The organism is Bradyrhizobium sp. BTAi1, from assembly GCF_000015165.1.
Taxonomy (GTDB): domain Bacteria; phylum Pseudomonadota; class Alphaproteobacteria; order Rhizobiales; family Xanthobacteraceae; genus Bradyrhizobium; species Bradyrhizobium denitrificans.
Genome location: NC_009485.1, coordinates 6743461 through 6763141 on the forward strand (window position 1 = coordinate 6743461; position 19681 = coordinate 6763141).

Annotated in this window: 16 protein-coding genes; 8 read left to right on the forward strand and 8 right to left on the reverse strand. The window is 66.6% G+C overall.

Translation table 11 applies throughout. The features are described 5' to 3' along the window. The 4 genes from BBTA_RS30330 to BBTA_RS30345 form a co-directional block, all read right to left on the reverse strand. Positions 1 to 1053 (reverse strand): ABC transporter ATP-binding protein, encoded by a 1053-nt coding sequence (locus BBTA_RS30330; protein ID WP_012046323.1) that lies wholly within the window; start codon positions 1051 to 1053, stop codon positions 1 to 3. After that, positions 1050 to 2060 carry an ABC transporter ATP-binding protein gene (locus BBTA_RS30335; RefSeq protein ID WP_012046324.1) on the reverse strand — a complete coding sequence of 337 codons (1011 nt, stop codon included), beginning with the start codon at positions 2058 to 2060 and terminating at the stop codon, positions 1050 to 1052. The genes BBTA_RS30330 and BBTA_RS30335 overlap by 4 nt, the downstream gene beginning before the upstream one ends. After that, positions 2057 to 2851: an ABC transporter permease gene (locus BBTA_RS30340; RefSeq protein ID WP_371260216.1), complete on the reverse strand. Its 795-nt coding sequence runs from the start codon at positions 2849 to 2851 to the stop codon at positions 2057 to 2059. Before BBTA_RS30340 ends, BBTA_RS30335 begins: the two co-directional genes overlap by 4 nt. Before the next feature lie 86 nt (positions 2852 to 2937). Continuing rightward, on the reverse strand, positions 2938 to 3888 hold the full coding sequence (locus BBTA_RS30345) for an ABC transporter permease (protein ID WP_012046326.1): 951 nt from the start codon (positions 3886 to 3888) through the stop codon (positions 2938 to 2940). Positions 3889 to 4095: 207 nt separating this feature from the next. Between BBTA_RS30345 and BBTA_RS30350 the strand changes: the two genes are divergently transcribed. From BBTA_RS30350 to BBTA_RS30360, 3 genes are read left to right on the forward strand one after another with little or no spacing between them, the layout of a single operon-like run. Continuing rightward, complete coding sequence (locus tag BBTA_RS30350) at positions 4096 to 5448, forward strand: GH1 family beta-glucosidase (protein WP_012046327.1); 1353 nt, start codon at positions 4096 to 4098, stop codon at positions 5446 to 5448. A 3-nt stretch (positions 5449 to 5451) separates the two neighbouring features. Continuing rightward, positions 5452 to 6432 carry a glucokinase gene (gene glk, locus BBTA_RS30355; RefSeq protein WP_012046328.1) on the forward strand — a complete coding sequence of 327 codons (981 nt, stop codon included), beginning with the start codon at positions 5452 to 5454 and terminating at the stop codon, positions 6430 to 6432. Between the two features lie 6 nt (positions 6433 to 6438). Then, positions 6439 to 7377, forward strand: a complete 939-nt coding sequence (locus BBTA_RS30360; RefSeq protein ID WP_012046329.1) for a 1-phosphofructokinase family hexose kinase — start codon at positions 6439 to 6441, stop codon at positions 7375 to 7377. On the opposite strand, the gene BBTA_RS30365 is transcribed toward BBTA_RS30360, so the two are convergent. Then, positions 7337 to 8461, reverse strand: a complete 1125-nt coding sequence (locus tag BBTA_RS30365) for an SbmA/BacA-like family transporter (RefSeq protein WP_012046330.1) — start codon at positions 8459 to 8461, stop codon at positions 7337 to 7339. The genes BBTA_RS30360 and BBTA_RS30365 overlap by 41 nt on opposite strands. 153 nt (positions 8462 to 8614) lie before the next feature. On the opposite strand from BBTA_RS30365, the gene ppsA reads away from it, so the two are divergent. Next, a complete protein-coding gene (gene ppsA, locus BBTA_RS30370; protein WP_012046331.1) occupies positions 8615 to 11050 on the forward strand; it encodes a phosphoenolpyruvate synthase in 2436 nt (811 codons plus the stop codon). Here the strand turns inward: ppsA and BBTA_RS30375 are convergent. From BBTA_RS30375 to BBTA_RS30385, 3 genes are all read right to left on the reverse strand, one after another. Continuing rightward, positions 11047 to 11334, reverse strand: a complete 288-nt coding sequence (locus BBTA_RS30375; protein WP_012046332.1) for a hypothetical protein — start codon at positions 11332 to 11334, stop codon at positions 11047 to 11049. The two genes, ppsA and BBTA_RS30375, sit on opposite strands and share 4 nt — an antisense overlap. A gap of 65 nt (positions 11335 to 11399) precedes the next feature. Further along, positions 11400 to 13097, reverse strand: a complete 1698-nt coding sequence (locus BBTA_RS30380; RefSeq protein WP_012046333.1) for a methyl-accepting chemotaxis protein — start codon at positions 13095 to 13097, stop codon at positions 11400 to 11402. A gap of 163 nt (positions 13098 to 13260) precedes the next feature. After that, complete coding sequence (locus BBTA_RS30385; RefSeq protein ID WP_012046334.1) at positions 13261 to 14286, reverse strand: histone deacetylase family protein; 1026 nt, start codon at positions 14284 to 14286, stop codon at positions 13261 to 13263. A 321-nt stretch (positions 14287 to 14607) separates the two neighbouring features. On the opposite strand from BBTA_RS30385, the gene BBTA_RS30390 reads away from it, so the two are divergent. The 4 genes from BBTA_RS30390 to gudD all read left to right on the forward strand — a co-directional run bounded on the left by BBTA_RS30390 (position 14608) and on the right by gudD (position 19673). After that, a complete protein-coding gene (locus BBTA_RS30390) occupies positions 14608 to 15945 on the forward strand; it encodes an MFS transporter (RefSeq protein WP_012046335.1) in 1338 nt (445 codons plus the stop codon). 210 nt (positions 15946 to 16155) lie between these two features. Beyond that, positions 16156 to 17061 (forward strand): LysR substrate-binding domain-containing protein, encoded by a 906-nt coding sequence (locus BBTA_RS30395; RefSeq protein ID WP_012046336.1) that lies wholly within the window; start codon positions 16156 to 16158, stop codon positions 17059 to 17061. Positions 17062 to 17197: 136 nt separating this feature from the next. Further along, positions 17198 to 18139, forward strand: coding sequence for a 5-dehydro-4-deoxyglucarate dehydratase (kdgD, locus tag BBTA_RS30400; protein ID WP_012046337.1), 942 nt, complete (start codon positions 17198 to 17200; stop codon positions 18137 to 18139). A 178-nt stretch (positions 18140 to 18317) separates the two neighbouring features. Further along, positions 18318 to 19673 (forward strand): glucarate dehydratase, encoded by a 1356-nt coding sequence (gene gudD / locus BBTA_RS30405; protein ID WP_012046338.1) that lies wholly within the window; start codon positions 18318 to 18320, stop codon positions 19671 to 19673. Positions 19674 to 19681: the final 8 nt, after the last annotated feature.

Below are 19681 nucleotides of genomic sequence, written 5' to 3' on the forward strand. Positions count from 1 at the left end.
TCAAAAAGGCTTGGAGACAAGAGGCGGTTGTTCTGCGGCGACGAGCGCCGGCAGCGCCATGACGCTTTCCGCCTTGTGGCAGGCAGCCAAATGTTGCGCCGTGAGCGGCCGCAAGGCGGGAGCAGTCTCGCGACAATGAGAATCGGCGAGCGGGCAGCGCGGCGCGTAGGCGCATCCCGAGGCGCCCACGGATTGCGAGGCGATCGCGACGTTCTCGCGCCGTCGCCGGACTGCGCCGGCCTGCGCCCGCGGCACCGCATCCAGCAACGCCCGCGTATAAGGATGCGCGCATTGCCCGAACAGGTCCTCGGGCCGGCCCTGCTCGACAATGCGGCCGAGATACATCACGGCGACCTCGTCGCAGAGATAGTCGACGACCGCGAGATCGTGGCTAATCAGGACGTAGCTGAGGCCGAACTGCTCCTGCAGGTCCTGCATCAGGTTCAGCACCTGCGCCTGCACCGAGACGTCGAGCGCCGAGACCGGCTCGTCGGCGACGATCAGCTTCGGCTGCGTGATCAGGGCGCGCGCAATCGCGATCCGCTGCCGCTGGCCGCCGGAGAATTCATGCGGATATTTGTCCATGTCGGCATCGCGTAATCCGACCTGCCGCAGCACGTTGGCGACGCGCATGCGCAAAGACGCGCGATCGGGGCTCTCCAGAGCCGTCAGCGGCTCGGCGACGATGCGCGCGATGGTCTGGCGCGGATCGAGCGATCCATAGGGATCCTGGAACACCATCTGGAAATCGCGCCGCGCGCGGCGCAGCTCATCCGCAGACAGCCGTTCGAGATCACGCCCCGCCATCAGCACCGCTCCCGAGGACGGCCGTTCCAGCGCCATGATCAGCCGCGCCAGAGTCGATTTGCCGGAGCCGGACTCGCCGACGATGCCGAGGCTCTTGCCGGGCATCAGCTTGAGCGAGACGCCATTCAGTGCCCGCACCTGTCCTGGCGGCCGCAGCAGGCTCTCGCGCGGCAGCGTATAGCGCTGCACGAGATCCTTGATCTCGAGCAGCGCGGTCTCGGCCCGGCGATCGACGACCTCGCTCACGCGATCACTCCCACCGGATCGCGCGTCAACGCGACATCGGTCCGGATACAGCGAACCGCATGACCAGCACCGATCTCGGCCACCGGCGGCAGCGCCGTGCGACAGGCGTCGACGACCAGATTGCAGCGATCGGCAAATGGACATCCGGCCGGCAGATCGGCGAGCTCCGGCACCGTGCCTGCGATGGTGGCAAGCCGCGTGCCCTTGCGGGCGCCGAGCCGCGGCCGCGCGCGGAACAGGCCCTGCGTGTAGGGATGGCCCATGCGCGAGAACACCGCATCCGTGGTGCCACTCTCGACCACCGTGCCGCCATACATCACGATCATGCGCTGCACATTCTCAGCGATGACACCGAGATCATGCGAGATCAGGATCATCGCCATGCCCTGCTCGGCCACGAGATCGGCGATCAGATCGAGGATCTGGCGCTGGATGGTGACGTCGAGCGCGGTGGTCGGCTCGTCGGCGATCAGCACATCCGGCTTGCAGGCGAGCGCCATGGCAATGGTGATGCGCTGGCGCTGACCGCCGGAAAATTGATGCGGATAGGCGTCGTAGCGCCGGGCGGGATCCGGTAGACCGACACGGTCGAGCAGCGCGATCGCCTGGCGCTTGGCCTCAGTGGCCGAGCATCCGGTGTGGCGCAGCAACGGCTCGGCCACCTGATGGCCGATCGTGTGCATCGGGTTGAGCGCGGTCATCGGCTCCTGGAAGATCATGCTGATGCGGTTGCCGCGTAGCGTGCAATAATCAGCCTCCGCAAGGCCGACCAGCTCACGGCCATCGAGCCTGATGTTGCCACTCACAACCGCGCTGTCGGGCAGCAGCCCGAGCAATGCGAGCGCCGTGATCGACTTGCCGCAGCCGGATTCGCCGACGATGCCGAGCGTCTCGCCGCGCCGAAGCGCGAACGACACCTCGCGCACCGCCTGCGCGGGACCCCGGCTGGTGTCGAGCCGGATGCCGAGATTCGAGACGTCGAGCAGGGCCTGATCTCCGGCGGTCATCGCTGCCTCGCCAGCCGCGGGTCGAGCAGGTCGCGCAGACCGTCGCCGAGCAGATTGAGGCCGAGCACGGCCAGCGCGATCGCGGCGCCCGGATAGACGGCAAGGCTCGGCGACTGGAACAGCAGGGTCTGCGCGTCGTTCAGCATGCGCCCCCAGGACGGCTGCGGCGGCTGCGTGCCCAAGCCGAGATAGGACAGCGCCGCCTCGGCCAGGATCGCCAGTGCGAACTGGATCGTCGCCTGCACGATCAGGATCGACAGAATGTTCGGCAGCACGTGCTCGATGGTGATGCGGACGCGGCCCTTGCCGGCGGCGCGCGCGGCGAGAATGAACTCACGGGCCCAGATCGCGCCGGCCGAGCCGCGGGTGACGCGGACTAACACCGGGATCTGGAAGATGCCGATCGCGGTGATCGACGTCACCATGCCCGGACCGATGACCGCGGCGAGCATGATCGCCGACAGCACCGCAGGAAAAGCGAAGGTGAAGTCGCTGAAGCGCATGATCAGCTCTTCCGTCCAGCCGCGCTGCGCGGCGGCGATCAGCCCGAGGCAGACGCCGCAAGTGAGGCCGATGCCGACTGCGATGATGCCGACGAGGATGGTCGCGCGCGCGCCGACCAGCAGCAGCGAGACGATGTCGCGGCCGAGCACATCGGTGCCGAGCCAATGCGCCGCCGATGGCGGCCGCAGCTTCGCAGCGACGTCGATCTCATAGGCCGACCACGGCGTCCAGACCAGCGACAGCAGCGCAGCGCCGAGCACCAGGAGGCACAGCAGCGCGCCGACCATGAAGCTGCGATGCCGCAAGGCCCGGCGCCAGAAGCCATTGGGCAACGGCGCGGCACTTGCAGCGGCTTGAACTGTAACCGACGAACTCACAGCTCGTGGACCTTGATGCGCGGATCGATCACCGCATAGAGGACGTCGACCACGAAGTTGACGATGATGACCATGCCCGCGAGCAGCATGACGCAGTTGCGCACGACGATCAGGTCGCGGTTGGCGATCGACTGGAAGATCAGCCGCCCGAGGCCCGGCAGATAGAACACGTTCTCGATCACGATGGTGCCGGCCAGGAGATTGGCGAATTGCAGGCCCATCACGGTGAGCACCGGGATCATCGCGTTGCGCAGCACGTGCTGCCACAGCACCTCGCGCTTCGTCAGCCCTTTGGCCCGCGCCGTGCGGACGAAGTCCTCGCGCAGCACGTCGAGCACCGCCGAGCGCGTCACCCGCGCCAGGATCGCCGCCTGCACCACCGCGAGCGCCACCGCCGGCAGCAGCAGCGATCGCAATCCGGGCCAGATGCCGTCCTCCCAGCCGGGGAAGCCGCCGGCTGACAGCCATTGCAGCTTCACCGCGAACAAGAGGATCAGCAGGATCGCAAACCAGAAGTTGGGCAGCGCGATGCCGATCTGGGTCAGCGACATCACGCCGACATCGCCCAGCCGGTTATGATGGGCCGCCGTATAGATTCCGGCCGCAAGCGCCAGCACCGTCGTCAGCAGCATCGCGAGGATCGCGAGCGGAATGGTCATCGCCAGCCGCTCGCGGATCAGTTCGGCCACCGGCGTGCCATAGGCATAGCTGTTGCCGAGATCACCGACCACGAGCCCGCGGAGCCAATGCAGATAGCGGAGCGCCAGCGGCTGATCCAGCCCGAGCTTGACGGTCAGGGCCCTGACAGCGTCCGGCGAGGCATCCGCGCCCATCAGCATCTGGGCGGCATTCCCCGGCAACGCGTCGAGCACGAGGAAAATGATCAGCGACGCGCCGACAAGGGTCGCAAGCAAGGTCAGGCATCGCCGCAGCAGAAAGACGCTCATCCGCGCCGGGGCTCCAAATTTCGGCGGCCGCACGTTCCACAGCTTTAGGCCCCGATGCAAGCCCCGGTGCCTGCATGATTGCCCGTGTCAGACGCAGGACCGGATCGCACCAGCCCAGGCGATCCTCGCCGGATTGATCCCGGTCAACGGTTCGACGTCTGCGATCTGCATCATGCGGCCGTTCGTTCCAGTGCAGGCCCATCTCTTATGACCACCCGTCCACGCTTCGTCTGGGGCGCATCCACCTCGGCCTTCCAGATCGAAGGCGCGGCGCATCGCGACGGTCGGGCCGACAGCATCTGGGATGTCTATCTGCGGGCGCCCGGCCGCGTCAGCCACAATGATACCGCTGACATCGCGTGCGACCACTATCATCGCTATGCCGACGATGTGACGCTGATGCGCGATCTCGGCCTCGATGCCTATCGCTTCTCGATCGCCTGGCCGCGGGTGCTGCCGCAGGGACGCGGCGCGGCCAACGAAGCCGGACTTGCCTTCTACGACCGCCTGATCGATGCCCTGCTGGCCGCAGGAATCGAGCCCTGGCTCTGCCTCTATCATTGGGACCTGCCGCAGGCCCTGGGCGAGCTCGGCGGCTGGCAGAACCGCGATATCGCCGGCTGGTTCGCCGACTACACCGCACTGGTGGCGCGGCGCTATGGTGACCGGGTCAAGCGCTTCGCGACCTTCAACGAGCCTGGCGTGTTCACGCTGTTCGGCTACGGGCTGGGCTGGCATGCGCCGGGCGTCGCAGACAAGGCAGCGCTGCACCAGGCCATTCATCACGTCAATCTCAGCCATGGCCGCGCCGTCGACGTGCTGCGCCGCGACGTCGTCGGCGCCTCGATCGGCGCCATCCATAATCGCCAGCCCTGCTATCCCTGCACCAGCAGTCCCGAGGACGCGGCTGCCGCGCTGCGGCTCGCGGCCTATTGGAACGACGCCTTCCCGTTTCCGCAGGCGTTCGCCTGCTATCCGCCGGCACTGCGCGACGCCGTCACGCCCTATGTCAGGCCCGACGACATGGCGCAGATCGGCCGCCCCGTCGACTGGTTCGGGCTGAATCACTATTCGCCGCATTACGTCAAGGCCGACACCAACCTGATCGGCGCCAGTTTCGGTCCGCCGCCGCAGGCCGTGCCGCGCAGTGCGATCGGCTGGCCCGTGGTGCCGGATGCGTTCCGCGAAACGCTGGTCGATATCGACCAGCGGTTCCGGATCCCGATCTATGTGATGGAGAACGGCACGGCCGCCGCCGACGTGATCGATCCCGCGGGCGATATCCAGGATGACGACCGGATCGGCTATCTCAAGGCCTATATCACGGCCATGGAACAGGCCATCGCCGCGGGCGCGGATGTGCGCGGCTATTTCGTCTGGTCGCTGATGGATAATTTTGAATGGGGGGCGGGCTATTCGCAGCGTTTCGGCATTGTCTATGTCGACCACGCCACGCAGCGCCGCATTCCCAAGGCATCGGCGCGATGGTATGCGGAGATGATTGCGGCAAGGCGGTCGCCCGACGATCCGGCCGGGCCGCACAACCGGGCGGAAGAGTGAGGAATGAGCGATCGCGTGCTTCTGGGGGACATCGGCGGCACCAATGCGCGCTTTGCGCTGCTTGACGGAGGCACGATCGACCATGTCGAACACCTGAAGGTCGCAGACTATCCGACCATCGATGATGCCATCACCGAGTTCCTGGCCCGGCATGCGGCCGGCGGGGCACCCGGCGCGGCCGTGCTCGACATTGCCGGTCCGATCGAGCGCAACCGCGGCATGCTGACCAATTCGACCTGGGTGATCGACGGGGCCGAGCTCAAGGCGCGCTTCAATCTGCGCTCGGCAAGGCTCCTCAACGATTTCGAGGCCGTCGGCTGGTCGCTGCCGGCGCTGCATCCGGACGATCTGTTTCCGCTCGGCGGCGACGCAGCCGTTGCTGGCGCGCCGATGCTGGTGATCGGCCCGGGCACAGGATTCGGCGCCGCCTGCTATCTCCCGGGCGACGGCCGTCCCATGGTGGCCGTGACCGAAGCTGGCCACGCCACGCTGCCGGCGACGACCGCGCGCGAGGCCGCGGTGCTGGCCAAGATGCGCGAGCGCTTCGGCCATGTCTCGATCGAGCGGGCGCTCTCGGGCATGGGGCTCGAGAACGTCTACCGGGCCGTTGCCGCCGTCGATGGCGTCACAGTGCCGCCGCGCGATGCGGCCGCGATCACCAGCGCCGCGCTCGACGGCAGCTGCACGACCAGCCGCGCGACGCTCGACATGTTCTGCGCCTGGCTCGGCGCCGTCGCCGGCAATCTGACCTTGACGTTCTGCGCCCGCGGCGGCGTCTATATCGCCGGCGGCATCCCGCCGCGCTTTCCCGACTATTTCGCCAGGTCCGATTTCCGCCGGCAGTTCGAGAGCAAGGGACGCTATGACAGCTATCTGCGTCCGATCCCGGTGCACCTCGTCACCAAGCCGGATATCAGCTTCCTTGGTCTCAAATCGTTCTATGAATCCGTCATTCCCGCGAGCGGCGGCGCTCCCACACGCTGACAGAGAATGAGTGACATCGTCACGATCACGCCGAACCCGGCTGTCGACGTCTCGACGACCGTCGAGAGGATCATGCCGGTAGCGAAGCTGCGCGGCACCACGCAGCAGCGTGATCCCGGCGGCGGCGGCATCAATGTCGCGCGCGTGATCACCCGCCTCGGCGGCGATGTGACCGCGCTCTATCCCGTGGGCGGGCCGACCGGGCAGCTGTTGAAGCAGCTCGTGGAGAGCGAAGGCGTCACCAGCCTCACCTGGACAACAGCCGAGCACACGCGCGAGGACTTTTTCGTGCAGGAGCGCGCCACGGCCCAGCCCTACCGCTTCATCCTTCCCGGACCGACGCTGTCTGAAAGCGAGTGGCAGGCTGGTCTCGCGCTGCTCGCCCGCATCGATCCATTCCCCCGCTTCGTGGTCGGCAGCGGCAGCCTGCCGCGCGGGGTCCCGACCGATTACTACGCCCGCATTGCCGCGCTCGTCCGCGCCCGCGGCGCGCAGTTCATCCTCGACACATCGGGCCCGGCCCTGGCCGCGGCCGTCGCCGGCGGCGTCGACCTGATCAAGCCGTCGCTGCGCGAGATGCAGGAGCTCGCCGGCGGCGAACTGCCCGATGCGGCGGCATGGGAACGAGCGGCGCGGGCGCTGGTCGCAAGCGGCAAGGCCGGCACGGTCGCGCTCACCATGGGCCATCTCGGCGCGCTCTTGGTGACATCAGAGCGCGTGCTGCGCGCCCAGCCGCTGACCATGGTGCCGGTCAACGCCGTCGGCGCCGGTGACAGCTTTCTCGGCGCGCTGGTGGCGAAGCTCGCGGCAGGTGCACCACTGGAGGACGCGTTCCGCTTCGCGGTTGCGGCCGGCGCGGCAGCGTTGCTGCGTACCGGCACCGCGCTATGCGATCCGTCCGATGTCAACCGTCTGCTGGCTGACGTGCGGCTGGAGACGGCGTAACTTTCAACTCCCCGTCGCCGTTGAGCCGATCAAGCGACAGCAGCAATCCGCCGACGCGCTCCAGCGACGACGTCCACTCGGCGACGCGGCTGAAATTGTCCACCATCCAGTTGAACGAGCCCTGCACCAGCGTGAATGCAGCAGCCGCCTGGGTCAGCTCGCCCAGCGTCATCTGATCCGCGAGGAACTTCGGCGCGCACAGCACGAGGCCGATGATCGGCGCGATCAGCGTATTGAGATGAGACACCAGGGTGTTGCGCATCAATTGCCAGCACAGCCGCTTCCATTGCTGGATCGTACGGTCGAGCGCCATCCAGATGCCCGCGATGACGCCGCGCTCCTCGTGCTTGGGCGTGATGCCTTCGCCGATATCGCGCAGGTGGTGCGCCGCGGTGATCAGCTCCGACTCGGCCTGGTTCTTGGTCTGGATGACGCGGGTGAGCGGCGAGCCGACCCACAGCATGGCCCCGGTGACCAGCACGGAATAGACGATGACGCTGACCACCAGGTAGCCAGGAATCCACAACTGCAGCCCGGCCGCGGCAAAACCGATCGACCCGCCGACTTGCCACAGCACCTGCACGAACACCACCGCCGTCAGCAGCGAGGAGATCATGCTGACCGCGAAGTCGACCGGCGCATCGGTCGCGATGCGGATGTCCTCGGCGATGCGGTACTCGGGAATCTTCTGATCGCCCCGCACCGTCGCGAGCCGCGCATAGCGGTCGTTCTCGACCCAATAATCGATCACCTTGGCGCTCAGCCATTGCCGCCAGTTGCGCTGCATCGCCATGCGGCCCCACACCGAGACAATCGCCAGCACGACGCTCGAAAGACAAAGCGGGATGAGCAGAACGGCCTGTTGCCGCAGCCGCGTCGGATCGCGGCGTTCCAGCGCATCGAAGAAATCCCGGTTCCAGTAGTTGAAGCGGAACTGGACGTAGAGCTGCAGCACCACGAGGACGATCAGGGCGGCGCAGAGCAGCCAGACCCGCCAGGCCGCCGATCCCAGCCAGAATTGCCGTGCCGTCAGCCAGAATCGCGACCATTCGCGATTGCCGTCCTCATTCTCGTCGTCGGACATCATCGTGGGTCGGGCGTCCTCCGCTTCAGCTCTGGAACTTCTAGCACAACGTGATCTAAGGAGCGCCGACGTCGTTCCGCTTGATCTTCCGCAAGTCATCCGCCGTGCAACGCGACAAACTTGCTGCCTACGCTGCGACGCGGGAGATCACCGATGACGGCACCCGGGTACATCCGTTGGTTCAAGGACCTTCGCATCGAGGACGTGCCCGAGGTCGGCGGCAAGACCGCCTCGCTCGGCGAACTCTATTCGGCCTTGGCGCCGCACGGCGTGCGCGTGCCCAACGGCTTCGCGCTGACCGCTGCCAGTTACCGTGACGCCCTCCGCGCGGGTGGTGCCGATGACGAGTTGCGCAAGCTGCTTGCTGGCCTCGACAAACGGCGCATCGCCGATCTCGCCAAGCGGGCGGCAAAGGCGCGGGCGATCGTGTTCGCGGCGACCGATCGCGACGAGTTGCGCCGCGAGGTCACGCAGGCGTACCGGCAGCTGGAGCAGGAATATGGCCGCGGCGTTGCCGTGGCGGTGCGCAGTTCCGCCACCGCCGAGGACCTGCCCAATGCAAGCTTCGCCGGGCAGCACGAAAGCTTCCTCAACGTCCGCGGGCCCAAGGATCTGTTCGAGGCCTGCCGCCGCTGTTTCGCCTCGCTCTACACCGACCGCGCCATTTCCTACCGCATCGACAACGGCTTTGCGCACGACAAGGTCGCCCTGTCGGTCGCCGTCATGAAGATGGTGCGATCCGATCTTGCCGCCAGTGGGGTGATGTTCTCGCTCGACACCGAGAGCGGCTTTCGCGACGTCGCCTTCATCACCGGCGTCTATGGCCTCGGCGAGACCATCGTGCAGGGCACGGTCGATCCGGACGAGTTCTACGTGCACAAGCCGACCTTCGCCGCCGGCTTCCGCAGCGTGCTGTCGCGCCGGCTCGGCGCCAAGGACAAGCGGATGGTCTACGCCAAGACCGGCGCGCGCGGCGCGACCACGCGCACCGAGGCCATGCCGCCGGCCGACAGGGCGAAATTCTGCATCGATGATGCCGACGTGCTGGAACTGGCGCAGGCCACGATCACGGTCGAACAGCACTACTCGCAGAAGGCCGGGCGGCCGACGCCGATGGACATCGAATGGGCCAAGGACGGCCGCGACGGCGCGCTCTACATCATCCAGGCCCGGCCGGAGACCGTCGCCTCACAGCGCCGGCCCGAGGCGATCGAAACCCATGTGCTCCAGAAGACCGGCCAGGTGCTGGCGACCGGCCGCGCCGTCGGCGAAAAGATCGCCGCCGGCAAGATCCGCCTGATCCGCACGGCGAAGGATTTGCGTGCGTTCCGGCCCGGCGAGGTGCTGGTCGCCGCCTCGACCAGCCCGGACTGGGAGCCGGTCATGAAGACGGCGGCCGCGATCGTCACCGATCATGGCGGCCGCACCTGCCATGCCGCCATCATCGCCCGCGAGCTCGGGGTGCCGGCGGTGGTCGGCACCGAGGATTTCAGCGCGCGCGCCAAGACCGGGGCAAGCGTCACCGTCTGCTGCGCCGAGGGCGATGCCGGACATGTCTATCACGGCGCCCTGCCGTTCGAGGTGCAGCGCATCGCGATCGATCGGCTGGAGAAGCCGCGCACCGAGATCATGGTCAATCTCGGCAATCCCGAACTCGCCTTCAAGACCGCGCTGCTGCCGAGCGACGGCGTTGGGCTGGCGCGCATGGAGTTCATCATCAACCAGTCGATCGGCATTCACCCGATGGCGCTGGCCACGCCGAACAAGGTGAATTCGGCGAAGGACCGCGCGACGATCAAACGCCTCACCGCGCGTTACAAGAAACCGGCCGACTTCTTCGTCGAGCGGCTTTCGGAAGGCGTCGGCACCATTGCCGCCGCGTTCTATCCGCGTCCCGTCATCGTGCGCCTGTCGGATTTCAAGACCAACGAATATGCCAGCCTGATCGGCGGCTCGGATTTCGAGCCGAAGGAAGAGAACCCGATGCTCGGCTTCCGCGGTGCCTCGCGCTACGCCCATCCCGCCTATGCCGCCGGCTTCGCGCTGGAATGCGCCGCCTTGAAGCGGGTGCGCGATGTGATGGGCCTGCGCAATCTCAAGCTCATGATCCCGTTCTGCCGCCGCGTCGAGGAGGCGCGCAAGGTGATCGCGGCGATGGCCGGGCATGGCCTCGTCCGCGGCGAGAACGGGCTCGAGATCTACATGATGTGCGAGATCCCCAACAATGTGATCCTGATCGACGACTTCGCTCAGCATTTCGACGGCTTCTCGATCGGCTCCAACGACCTCACCCAGCTCACGCTCGGCGTCGACCGCGATTCGGAACTCGTGGCGTTCGACTTCGACGAGCGCGATCCCGGCATGCTGGCGATGTTGAAGCTGGCCATCGATGGTGCGCACCGCAACCACCGCCATGTCGGCATCTGCGGCGAGGCGCCGGCGAACTATCCGGAGATCGCGCGCTACCTCGCCGGGCTCGGCATCGACTCCATCAGCGTCAATCCGGCGAGCATTCTGCGCACCATGGCGATCGTGCGCGCGGCCGAGCAGGAGCTCGTAGCGCCGGCGCCGCAGGCGCTGGCCAGCTAATCGCGCCCCGGTGCGGGCCCGCGGCCGTGGCGATCATGGAGATCGGCGATGGCGCGTTCGGCTGCGGCGATCAGTTCGCGGATGCGCCGCGACTGCTCGCCCGGCTCCCCCTCGCCGCCGGACTGGGCGAGCTGATCGAGCCAGCGCAGGATCAGCCGCCACGAATCGAGCGTGAGCTGCAGGCGTACGAGTTGCCCCTCGATCGAAGCCTCGGGCGCGGGCTCGGTTCGCTCGACGCGCACCGCCCGCGACGCAGCCGTGGGGAATTTGATGATGTCTGCCACGGCTCACCCATGATCTGACTGCAGCAACGCCACCGCACCACGAGGTGGCCGGCGCTGGCGGCGCCTCAGGCGGCCCGCACCGTGCCGAGGAATCGCGTGATTTCACCGCGCAGCCGTTCGCTGTCCGTGGACAGCGATTTGGCCGCAGAGAGCACCTGCGACGAGGCTGAGCCGGTCTCGGAGGCACCGCGCTGCACGTCGATGATGTTCGTCGAGACCTCCCTGGTGCCCTGCGAGGCCTGCTGCACGTTGCGCGAGATTTCCTGGGTCGCGGCGCCCTGCTGCTCGACCGCGGCGGCGATCGTCGAGGCGATCTCCGCCAGCCGCTCGATCGTGCCCGAGATCTCCCGGATCGCCCCGACCGATTCCTGCGTCGCGGTCTGAATGCCGGAAATCTGCTGGCCGATCTCCCCGGTGGCCTTGGCGGTCTGCTCGGCAAGCGCCTTCACCTCGGTGGCCACCACCGCGAATCCGCGGCCGGCTTCACCGGCGCGCGCTGCCTCGATGGTGGCATTGAGCGCCAAGAGATTGGTTTGCCCGGCGATGGTGTTGATCAGCTCGACGACGTCGCCGATGCGTGCGGCGGCCTTCGACAGCTCGCTGACCCGATCGTTGGTCTTGCGCGCCTGGCTGACCGCTTCATTGGCCATCCGTGCCGATTCCTGCACTTGGCGGCTGATCTCATTGACGGAGGATGACAGCTCCTCAGCCGCCGAGGCCACCGAATGCACGTTGGTCGAGGCCTCTTCCGAGGCAGAGGCCACCACGTTGGTGAGCCGCTGCGATCGCTCCGCCGTCTGGTTGAGCGTGTTGGCAGATGCCTCGAGCTCCGTCGATGCCGACGACACCGTGTGGACGATGTCGCCGACAGCCTGCTCGAATTTGTTGGCGAGGTCGTGCATGTCGCGCCGGCGCTGCTCCGCAGCCTGCCGCTCGGTCTCCTCCTGCACTTTCTTCAGGCGCGCCACCTCGATGCCGTTGGTCTTGAAGACCTGGACGGTCTTGGCCATGTCGCCGAGTTCGTCGCGGCGTTCGGTCTCGGGCACCTCGACAGTGAGATCGTTGTTGGCGAGCCGCTCCATCGCGGCCTTCAGCCGGGCGATGGGGGCCGACAGCGATCTCAAGCCGATGAACAATGCAATGGCGACGCCGATGATCAGTCCAACAATCCCAACCAGCATCACCGCGCGGGTGCTTGAGTCAGCTTCGGCTCGGATGGCCTCATTCTTCTTGCGCGTCAGTTCCACGATCTGACCGACGAAGGTCTGCAGTTTGCCGAGCACACCGTCGATGGCCGGATCGCATTCCTGGTGCGCGCGATCGGCCACCTTGGCATTTTCCTCCGGGCTCACCGCCTTGGCCCCGGCCTCCAGCACGGGATCGCAAACGGCAAATGCCCGTGTCAGGTCAGCCTTGAAGCCATCGATCTGCTTGGTCTGCGCCGGGTCTTCTTTGGACGCCAGGTCCATGAAGGATGCGATCTCGTCACGGTTTTTGACGGCGAGCTTCAACCGCTTCTCGTTGCCTTCGGCGGTCGTCTCCGTGAGCAGAGCGTAGAGCGCGGCATGATAGGTTTCGAGGCGGCGCTGAGCCCGCACCACCGCGATGGAACTCATTTGCTGGTTGGACAGCTCCGCGAAGTCCGCAACCGTCGTGCTCAATTGGTCGGTGCCGAACACGACGACGCCGGCAAGTGTTGCTCCCAGCACGGCAACGATGAGGCTGATCTTCCAAATGATCTTGAGATGGTCGAGCAACCGCATCGACATGTTCCCCGCATTCGCCGTTGAAGCGGCCTGGACGAATCTGCGTCGGATCGTCGCATGGGAACCTAACGAAAGCTCTCTTTTCCGGACCCGTGGAAATCCGGACGGAAGGTTTGATGTTGCCGCAGCGCCGGGAGGGCGCCTTACCAGAGCACCATTCTCACCGGGCCGCCTCGAACCCGGCCAGCACGGCGGTCAGGTTCTGGCCGAGAATGTCGGAGAGATAGCCGCCCTCCTGCACGAACACCGTGGGCAGGCCGAGCCGCGCGATCGCGCCGCCGATGCGCCGGAAACCGGGCGTGGTCACCGACAATCCCTTGAGCGGATCGTGCTCGGACGCATCGAGGCCAAGTGCGACGACGAGCGCGCCGGGGGCGAAGGCATGGATGGTCTTGGCCGCGGTCTCGAACGCCTTCAGATAGGTGTCGTCGCCGCTCTTCAGCGCCAGGGGAATGTTGAGGTTGGCGCCGAGCCCGGCGCCGGCGCCACGTTCATGCGCGTAGCCCCACACAAACGGATAGTAGTGCGCCGGATCGGCGTGGATCGAGATGGTGAGTACGTCAGGACGCTCGTAGAAGATGCCCTGCGTGCCATTGCCGTGATGGACATCGACATCGAGGATCGCGACGCGCTCATGACGCTGCCGCAGATGCGCCGCCGCAATCGCCGAGTTGTTCATGAAACAGAAGCCGGAGGCGATGTCGCGATAGGCGTGGTGACCGGGCGGACGGCACAGCGCATAGGCCGCATCCTCGCCGTCAAGCAGCAACTGGGCGGCGGTGGTCGCGACGTCGGTCGCGGCACAGGCGCCTTCCCAGGTGCCCGGCCCGATCGGCGCCGAGGTGTCGATCGTGTGCCAGCCGAGCCGTCCGACGATATGGGTCGGATAGGTGGCGGCGTGGCGCACCGGGTGCATGTTCGGAATCATCTCCGTCCCGGCATCGCCGAGCGCGGCCCAAGCCTCCCACGCCTCTTCCAGAAAGTTGAGATACTCCGGACTATGAACGCGCGCGCGTGCTTCCTGGCCGAAATGGGTGGGCGCAACCAACTCGTGATTGCCGGCCTTCAATCCTGCAAGCAAGCGGTCAGCCCGTTCGGGCTGCTCGGTGGTGCGCTTGACCACCCCACGCACGAGGTAGAATTGCGGATCATGGCTACGATGCAGCTCGGTATAGACGGCCTTCACGCGCGCGGGCTCCTGTTCGCTTGCGCAAACGATTGTGCACGCAGCAGCGGTCGATACAAGCGTCGACCGCTCGCGCGCTGGATGATGTTTGTGCACTTCCAAAGGGCGGAACGCGTCGCGTCGGGCGCCATCGCGTGAGGATGAGACGTTCGCGGTGAAAAGAGCGCGCCACTCGCAACTATCCGCACGTCCGCTTTGTGACCGGCTGAGGGCACGATCAATCCAATAATTGGATCGATCGATACAGGCTTCGGCTTGGACCCCGGACCTCCATCTCCTCTAGGACAGTCCTTGAGGAACGTTACAAGAGAGGTGGAGCGCATGAGCGCAATCGTATCCACGGCCGAATTGCGCCGATCGCGCGTGCGGCTGCTCATCGTGACCATGCTGTTCCTGGTCACGACCGTGAACTATGCCGACCGCGCCACGCTGTCGATCGCTGGACCGGCGCTGTCCAAGGAGCTGCATCTCGATCCTGTCGCGATGGGCTATGTATTCTCCGCCTTCGGCTGGTCCTATGTGCTTGCCCAGGTGCCGGGCGGCTGGCTGCTCGACCGCTTCGGCTCGCGCTGGGTCTATGCCTGCAGCATCGTCGTCTGGTCGATCTTCACACTGATGCAGGGCTGGATCGGCTTCTTCTCCGGCGGCGCGGCCATCGTCGCGCTGTTCGCCCTTCGCTTCCTGGTCGGACTCGCCGAGGCGCCGAGCTTCCCGGCCAACGCGCGCATCGTGGCCGCCTGGTTTCCGAGCAACGAGCGCGGCACGGCATCGGCGTTCTTCAACTCCGGGCAGTATTTCGCCACTGTGATCTTCGCGCCGCTGATGGGCTGGATCGCGCATGAATTCGGCTGGCGCCACGTCTTCACCGTGATGGGCGCGCTCGGCATCCTCATGGGCCTGGTCTGGATCAAGACCATGTACGGCCCCAAGGAGCATCCCGGCGTCAACGAGGCGGAGCTCGATTATATCAAGGAAGGCGGCGCGCTGGTCGACATGGAGGGCGCGCAAGACGGCAAGACCGCATCGGGCGGACCGACCTGGTCGCATATCGGACAGTTGCTCTCCAACCGCATGATGCTCGGCGTCTATATCGGCCAGTATTGCATCAACACGCTGACCTATTTCTTCCTCACCTGGTTTCCGGTCTATCTGGTCAAGGAGCGCGGGCTGTCGATCCTGCAGGCGGGCTTCGTCGCCACGTTGCCGGCGCTGTGCGGCTTCATCGGCGGCGTGCTCGGCGGCTTCATCTCCGACGCCATCCTGCGCAAGACCGGCTCGCTGACGCTGGCGCGCAAGATCCCGATCGTCGGCGGCATGCTGCTGTCCATGGCTATCATCGGCTGCAATTATGTCGACGGCCAGGCGCTGGTGGTCGGGCTGATGGCGCTCGCCTTCTTCGGCAAGGGCATCGGTGCGCTCGGCTGGGCGGTCGTCTCCGACACCTCGCCGAAGGAAGCCGGCGGCGTCTCCGGCGGCCTGTTCAACACCTTCGGCAACCTCTCCAGCATCACCACGCCGATCGTGATCGGCTACATCCTGTCGGCCACCAACTCCTTCAACGGCGCGCTGGTGTTCGTCGGCCTCAATGCCCTGGTGGCGGCGTTTGCCTATCTCGTCATCGTTGGCCGCATCCAGCGCGTCCAACTCCGAGCCTCCTGAGCACCACGCGCGATCAGCGTGGTCTCGACTTGAACGGCGGCCTCGGCCGCCGTTTTTTTTGCGCGTCGTCAGAGCGACGCACACGACCATCCTGTTCGCCGCGCCTGCGCCGCCCGCCTTTCGCCAACCCGCCCGATCGACATTTCCACCTCGCTTGATCAATGCTACCAAGGCCGGACGACCTGCTCGATCCATGCCGGGGAGGCATCGATGTTCGACCTCAACCAGCTGCGCTGCTTCGTCACCGTGGCGGAGGAGCTGCATTTCGGCCGCGCCGCCGTCCGGCTGAACATGACGCAGCCGCCGCTGTCGCGGCAGATTCAGGTGCTGGAGCACATCATCGATGCCGCGTTGCTCGAGCGCACCAGCCGGTCGGTGAAGCTGACGCCGGCGGGACGCAGCTTCCTGCCCGAGGCGCGGCGCATCCTGAAGATGGCCGAGAGCGCCGCCCAGGTGGCGCAGCGCATTGCCAGCGGCAAGAGCGGCTCGCTGAAGATCGGCTTCACCGCCGCCGCGGCCTACAGCTTCCTGCCCGATCTGGTCGCCGCCTGCCGCACCGAGCTGCCCGAGGCCGACCTGTCGCTGAAGGAGATGGTCTCGGGCGACCAGATCGAGGCGCTGGCCTCCGGCCAGATCGATGCCGGCCTGCTGCGGCCGCCGATCGCGCGGCCGGAATTCGCCACCCGCCGCGTCGTCGCCGAGCCGCTGTGCGCCGCTCTGCCGCGCCGCCATCGTCTCGCGGCCGCCGAGAGCGTGTCGATCCGCGACTTCGACGGCCAGCCCTTCATCATGTATTCGCAGACCGAGGCGCGCTATTTCCACGACCTGCTGGTGTCGCAATTCATGCGCGCCGAGGTGCTGCCGCGCTACGTGCAGCACCTGAGTCAGATCCACTCCATCCTGGCGATGGTGCGCGCCGGTCTGGGGCTCGCGATCGTGCCGGAAGCGGCCGCGAGCCTGAAGATCGCGGATGTGAAGCTGCGGCCGCTGAAGCTGCGCAACCCGACTCCGGCCGAGCTGTTCCTGGTCTGGCGGCGCGATCACGACAATCCGCTGCTGCCGGCCCTGATCGCGATCGCCGGCAGTCTCGCGGCGTTGCAGCAGGCGGAAGATTGATACCGACCCAGCATCAATCAATACCGTGATTGGCTTGGACCGGCATTGAACTTGGTCCTACGACACGGCGCGAGGAATGCGCGCGCCGGTGGAGTCGCCGCGTCTATTCCTGGAACAAAGGTTGAGGACCCGCGCGATGAGCAAGATGACCCCCCAGGAAATGGCTGCGAAAATCGGCAGCGGCCTGCTCTCCTTCCCCGTGACGCCGTTCAAGGCCGACTATTCGTTCGACGAGGCCACCTATCGCGCCAACATGGACTGGCTGTGCGGCTACGAGGTCGCCGGCCTGTTCGCCGCCGGCGGCACCGGCGAGTTCTTCTCGCTGACCCCGGCCGAAGTGCCTGAGGTGGTGCGGGTCGCCGTCGACGAGACCCGCGGCCGCGTGCCTGTGCTGGCCGGCACCGGCTACGGCACCGCCATCGCGCGCGAGATCGCCATCGGTGCGGAGAAGGCCGGCGCGGACGGCCTGCTGCTGCTGCCGCCCTATCTGACCCATGCCGAGCAGGACGGCCTCGCCGCCCATGTCGAGGCGGTCTGCAAGTCCGTGAAGATCGGCGTCATCGTCTACAATCGCGACAACGCGATCCTGCAGCCAGACACTCTGGCGCGGCTGTGCGAGCGCTGCCCGAACCTGGTCGGCTACAAGGACGGCATTGGCGACATCGAGCTGATGACCCGGGTCTACAGCAAGATGGGCGACCGCCTGACCTATATCGGCGGCCTGCCGACGGCGGAAACCTTCGCGCTGCCCTATCTCGACATGGGCGTGACGACCTACTCGTCGGCCGTGTTCAACTTTGTGCCGGAGTTCGCGACGAATTTCTATGCCGCAGTGCGCAAGCGCGACCATGCCACCATCCATGCCGGATTGAAGGATTTCATTTTGCCGCTGATCGCGATACGCAACCGCAAGAAGGGTTACGCGGTCTCGATCATCAAGGCCGGCATGAAGGTCATCGGCCGCGATTCCGGCCCGGTCCGCCTGCCGCTGACCGATCTCACCGAAACCGAGATGGCGGAGCTGACCGCGCTGGTGAAGGCGCTGCCGGCAGCGGCGGTGAGCCAGGCGGCGGAGTAAGATTGAGGCTGCCGTCGCTGCGGCGACGGCCTGTCCCCTCACCCTGAGGAGCTTGCGAAGCAAGCGTCTCGAAGGATGAGGCCACAGCCGGGGCCTCATGGTTCGAGACGGCGCTGCGCGCCTCCTCACCATGAGGGGACGCGGCGCCAAGAACGAGAGACGACGACGGAGGAGCACGATGAGTCACGAAGCCACCAGCACCGGGATTTCCGGCGCGCCGGTCGTCATCGGCATGGAGGTCATTCCGGTCGCCGGGCGTGACAGCATGCTGCTCAACCTCTCAGGCGCGCATGGGCCGTTCTTCACCCGCAACCTCGTCATCCTCACTGACAATGCCGGCCACACCGGCGTCGGCGAGGTGCCGGGCGGCGAGAAGATCCGGCAGACGCTGGAGGATGCCAAGAGCCTGATCGTCGGCCAGAGCATCGGCGCCTGCAACACGATCCTGGCGTCGATGCGCACCGCCTTCGCCGACCGCGACGCCGGCGGCCGCGGCAAGCAGACATTCGATCTGCGCGTGATGATCCACGCTGTCACCGCGGTCGAATCCGCGCTGCTCGACCTCTTGGGCCAGCATCTCGGCCTGCCGGTCGCGGCGCTGCTCGGCGAAGGCCAGCAGCGGACCTCGGTCGAGGCGCTCGGCTATCTCTTCTTCATCGGCGATCGCAAGAAGACCGACCTGCCCTACGCGACGGGCGAAGGCGAGCGTGATGGCTGGTTCACCCTGCGCCACCATGAGGCGATGACGCCCGAGGCCGTGGTGCGGCTCGCCGAGGCCACGCATGACGCCTACGGCTTCGCCGACTTCAAGCTGAAGGGCGGCGTGCTCAAGGGCGAGGCCGAGATCGAGGCGGTGACGGCGATCGCCAAGCGCTTTCCGCAGGCGCGCGTCACGCTCGACCCGAACGGCGCCTGGTCGCTCGATGAGGCGATCCGGCTGTGCAAGGACATGCACGGCATCCTCGCTTACGCCGAGGACCCATGCGGCGCCGAAGCCGGCTTCTCCGGCCGCGAGATCATGGCCGAGTTCCGCCGCGCCACCGGCCTGCCGACCGCGACCAACATGATCGCCACCGACTGGCGGCAGCTCAGCCATGCGCTGCGGCTGGGTGCGGTCGACATCCCCCTGGCCGATCCCCATTTCTGGACCCTGCAGGGCTCGGTGCGCGTCGCCCAGACCTGCCGCGACAACGGCCTCACCTGGGGTTCACACTCCAACAACCATTTCGACATTTCGCTGGCGATGTTCACCCATGTGGCCGCCGCCGCCCCGGGCAAGGTCACCGCGATCGACACCCATTGGATCTGGCAGGACGGCCAGGCACTGACGAAAGCGCCGCTGCAGATCAAGGGCGGCCGGATCGCCGTGCCCGAGCAGCCCGGGCTCGGCATCGAGGTCGACCGCGGCGCCATCGAAAAGGCTCATGCTCTGTACAAGAGCCACGGGCTCGGCGCACGCGACGACGCCGTCGCAATGCAGTATCTGATCCCCGGCTGGACCTTCGACGACAAGCGCCCCTGTCTCGTGCGATGACGGGGGCG

Bases quoted from the DNA above. Each gene is read 5' to 3' on its own strand.
- BBTA_RS30335 (WP_012046324.1), bottom strand. From the start codon at position 2,060: ATGACCGCCGGAGATCAGGCCCTGCTCGACGTCTCGAATCTCGGCATC.
- BBTA_RS30340 (WP_371260216.1), bottom strand. From the start codon at position 2,851: ATGGTCGGCGCGCTGCTGTGCCTCCTGGTGCTCGGCGCTGCGCTGCTG.
- BBTA_RS30345 (WP_012046326.1), bottom strand. From the start codon at position 3,888: ATGAGCGTCTTTCTGCTGCGGCGATGCCTGACCTTGCTTGCGACCCTT.
- BBTA_RS30350 (WP_012046327.1), top strand. From the start codon at position 4,096: ATGACCACCCGTCCACGCTTCGTCTGGGGCGCATCCACCTCGGCCTTC.
- glk (WP_012046328.1), top strand. From the start codon at position 5,452: ATGAGCGATCGCGTGCTTCTGGGGGACATCGGCGGCACCAATGCGCGC.
- BBTA_RS30360 (WP_012046329.1), top strand. From the start codon at position 6,439: ATGAGTGACATCGTCACGATCACGCCGAACCCGGCTGTCGACGTCTCG.
- BBTA_RS30365 (WP_012046330.1), bottom strand. From the start codon at position 8,461: ATGTCCGACGACGAGAATGAGGACGGCAATCGCGAATGGTCGCGATTC.
- ppsA (WP_012046331.1), top strand. From the start codon at position 8,615: ATGACGGCACCCGGGTACATCCGTTGGTTCAAGGACCTTCGCATCGAG.
- BBTA_RS30380 (WP_012046333.1), bottom strand. From the start codon at position 13,097: ATGCGGTTGCTCGACCATCTCAAGATCATTTGGAAGATCAGCCTCATC.
- BBTA_RS30390 (WP_012046335.1), top strand. From the start codon at position 14,608: ATGAGCGCAATCGTATCCACGGCCGAATTGCGCCGATCGCGCGTGCGG.
- BBTA_RS30395 (WP_012046336.1), top strand. From the start codon at position 16,156: ATGTTCGACCTCAACCAGCTGCGCTGCTTCGTCACCGTGGCGGAGGAG.
- kdgD (WP_012046337.1), top strand. From the start codon at position 17,198: ATGAGCAAGATGACCCCCCAGGAAATGGCTGCGAAAATCGGCAGCGGC.
- gudD (WP_012046338.1), top strand. From the start codon at position 18,318: ATGAGTCACGAAGCCACCAGCACCGGGATTTCCGGCGCGCCGGTCGTC.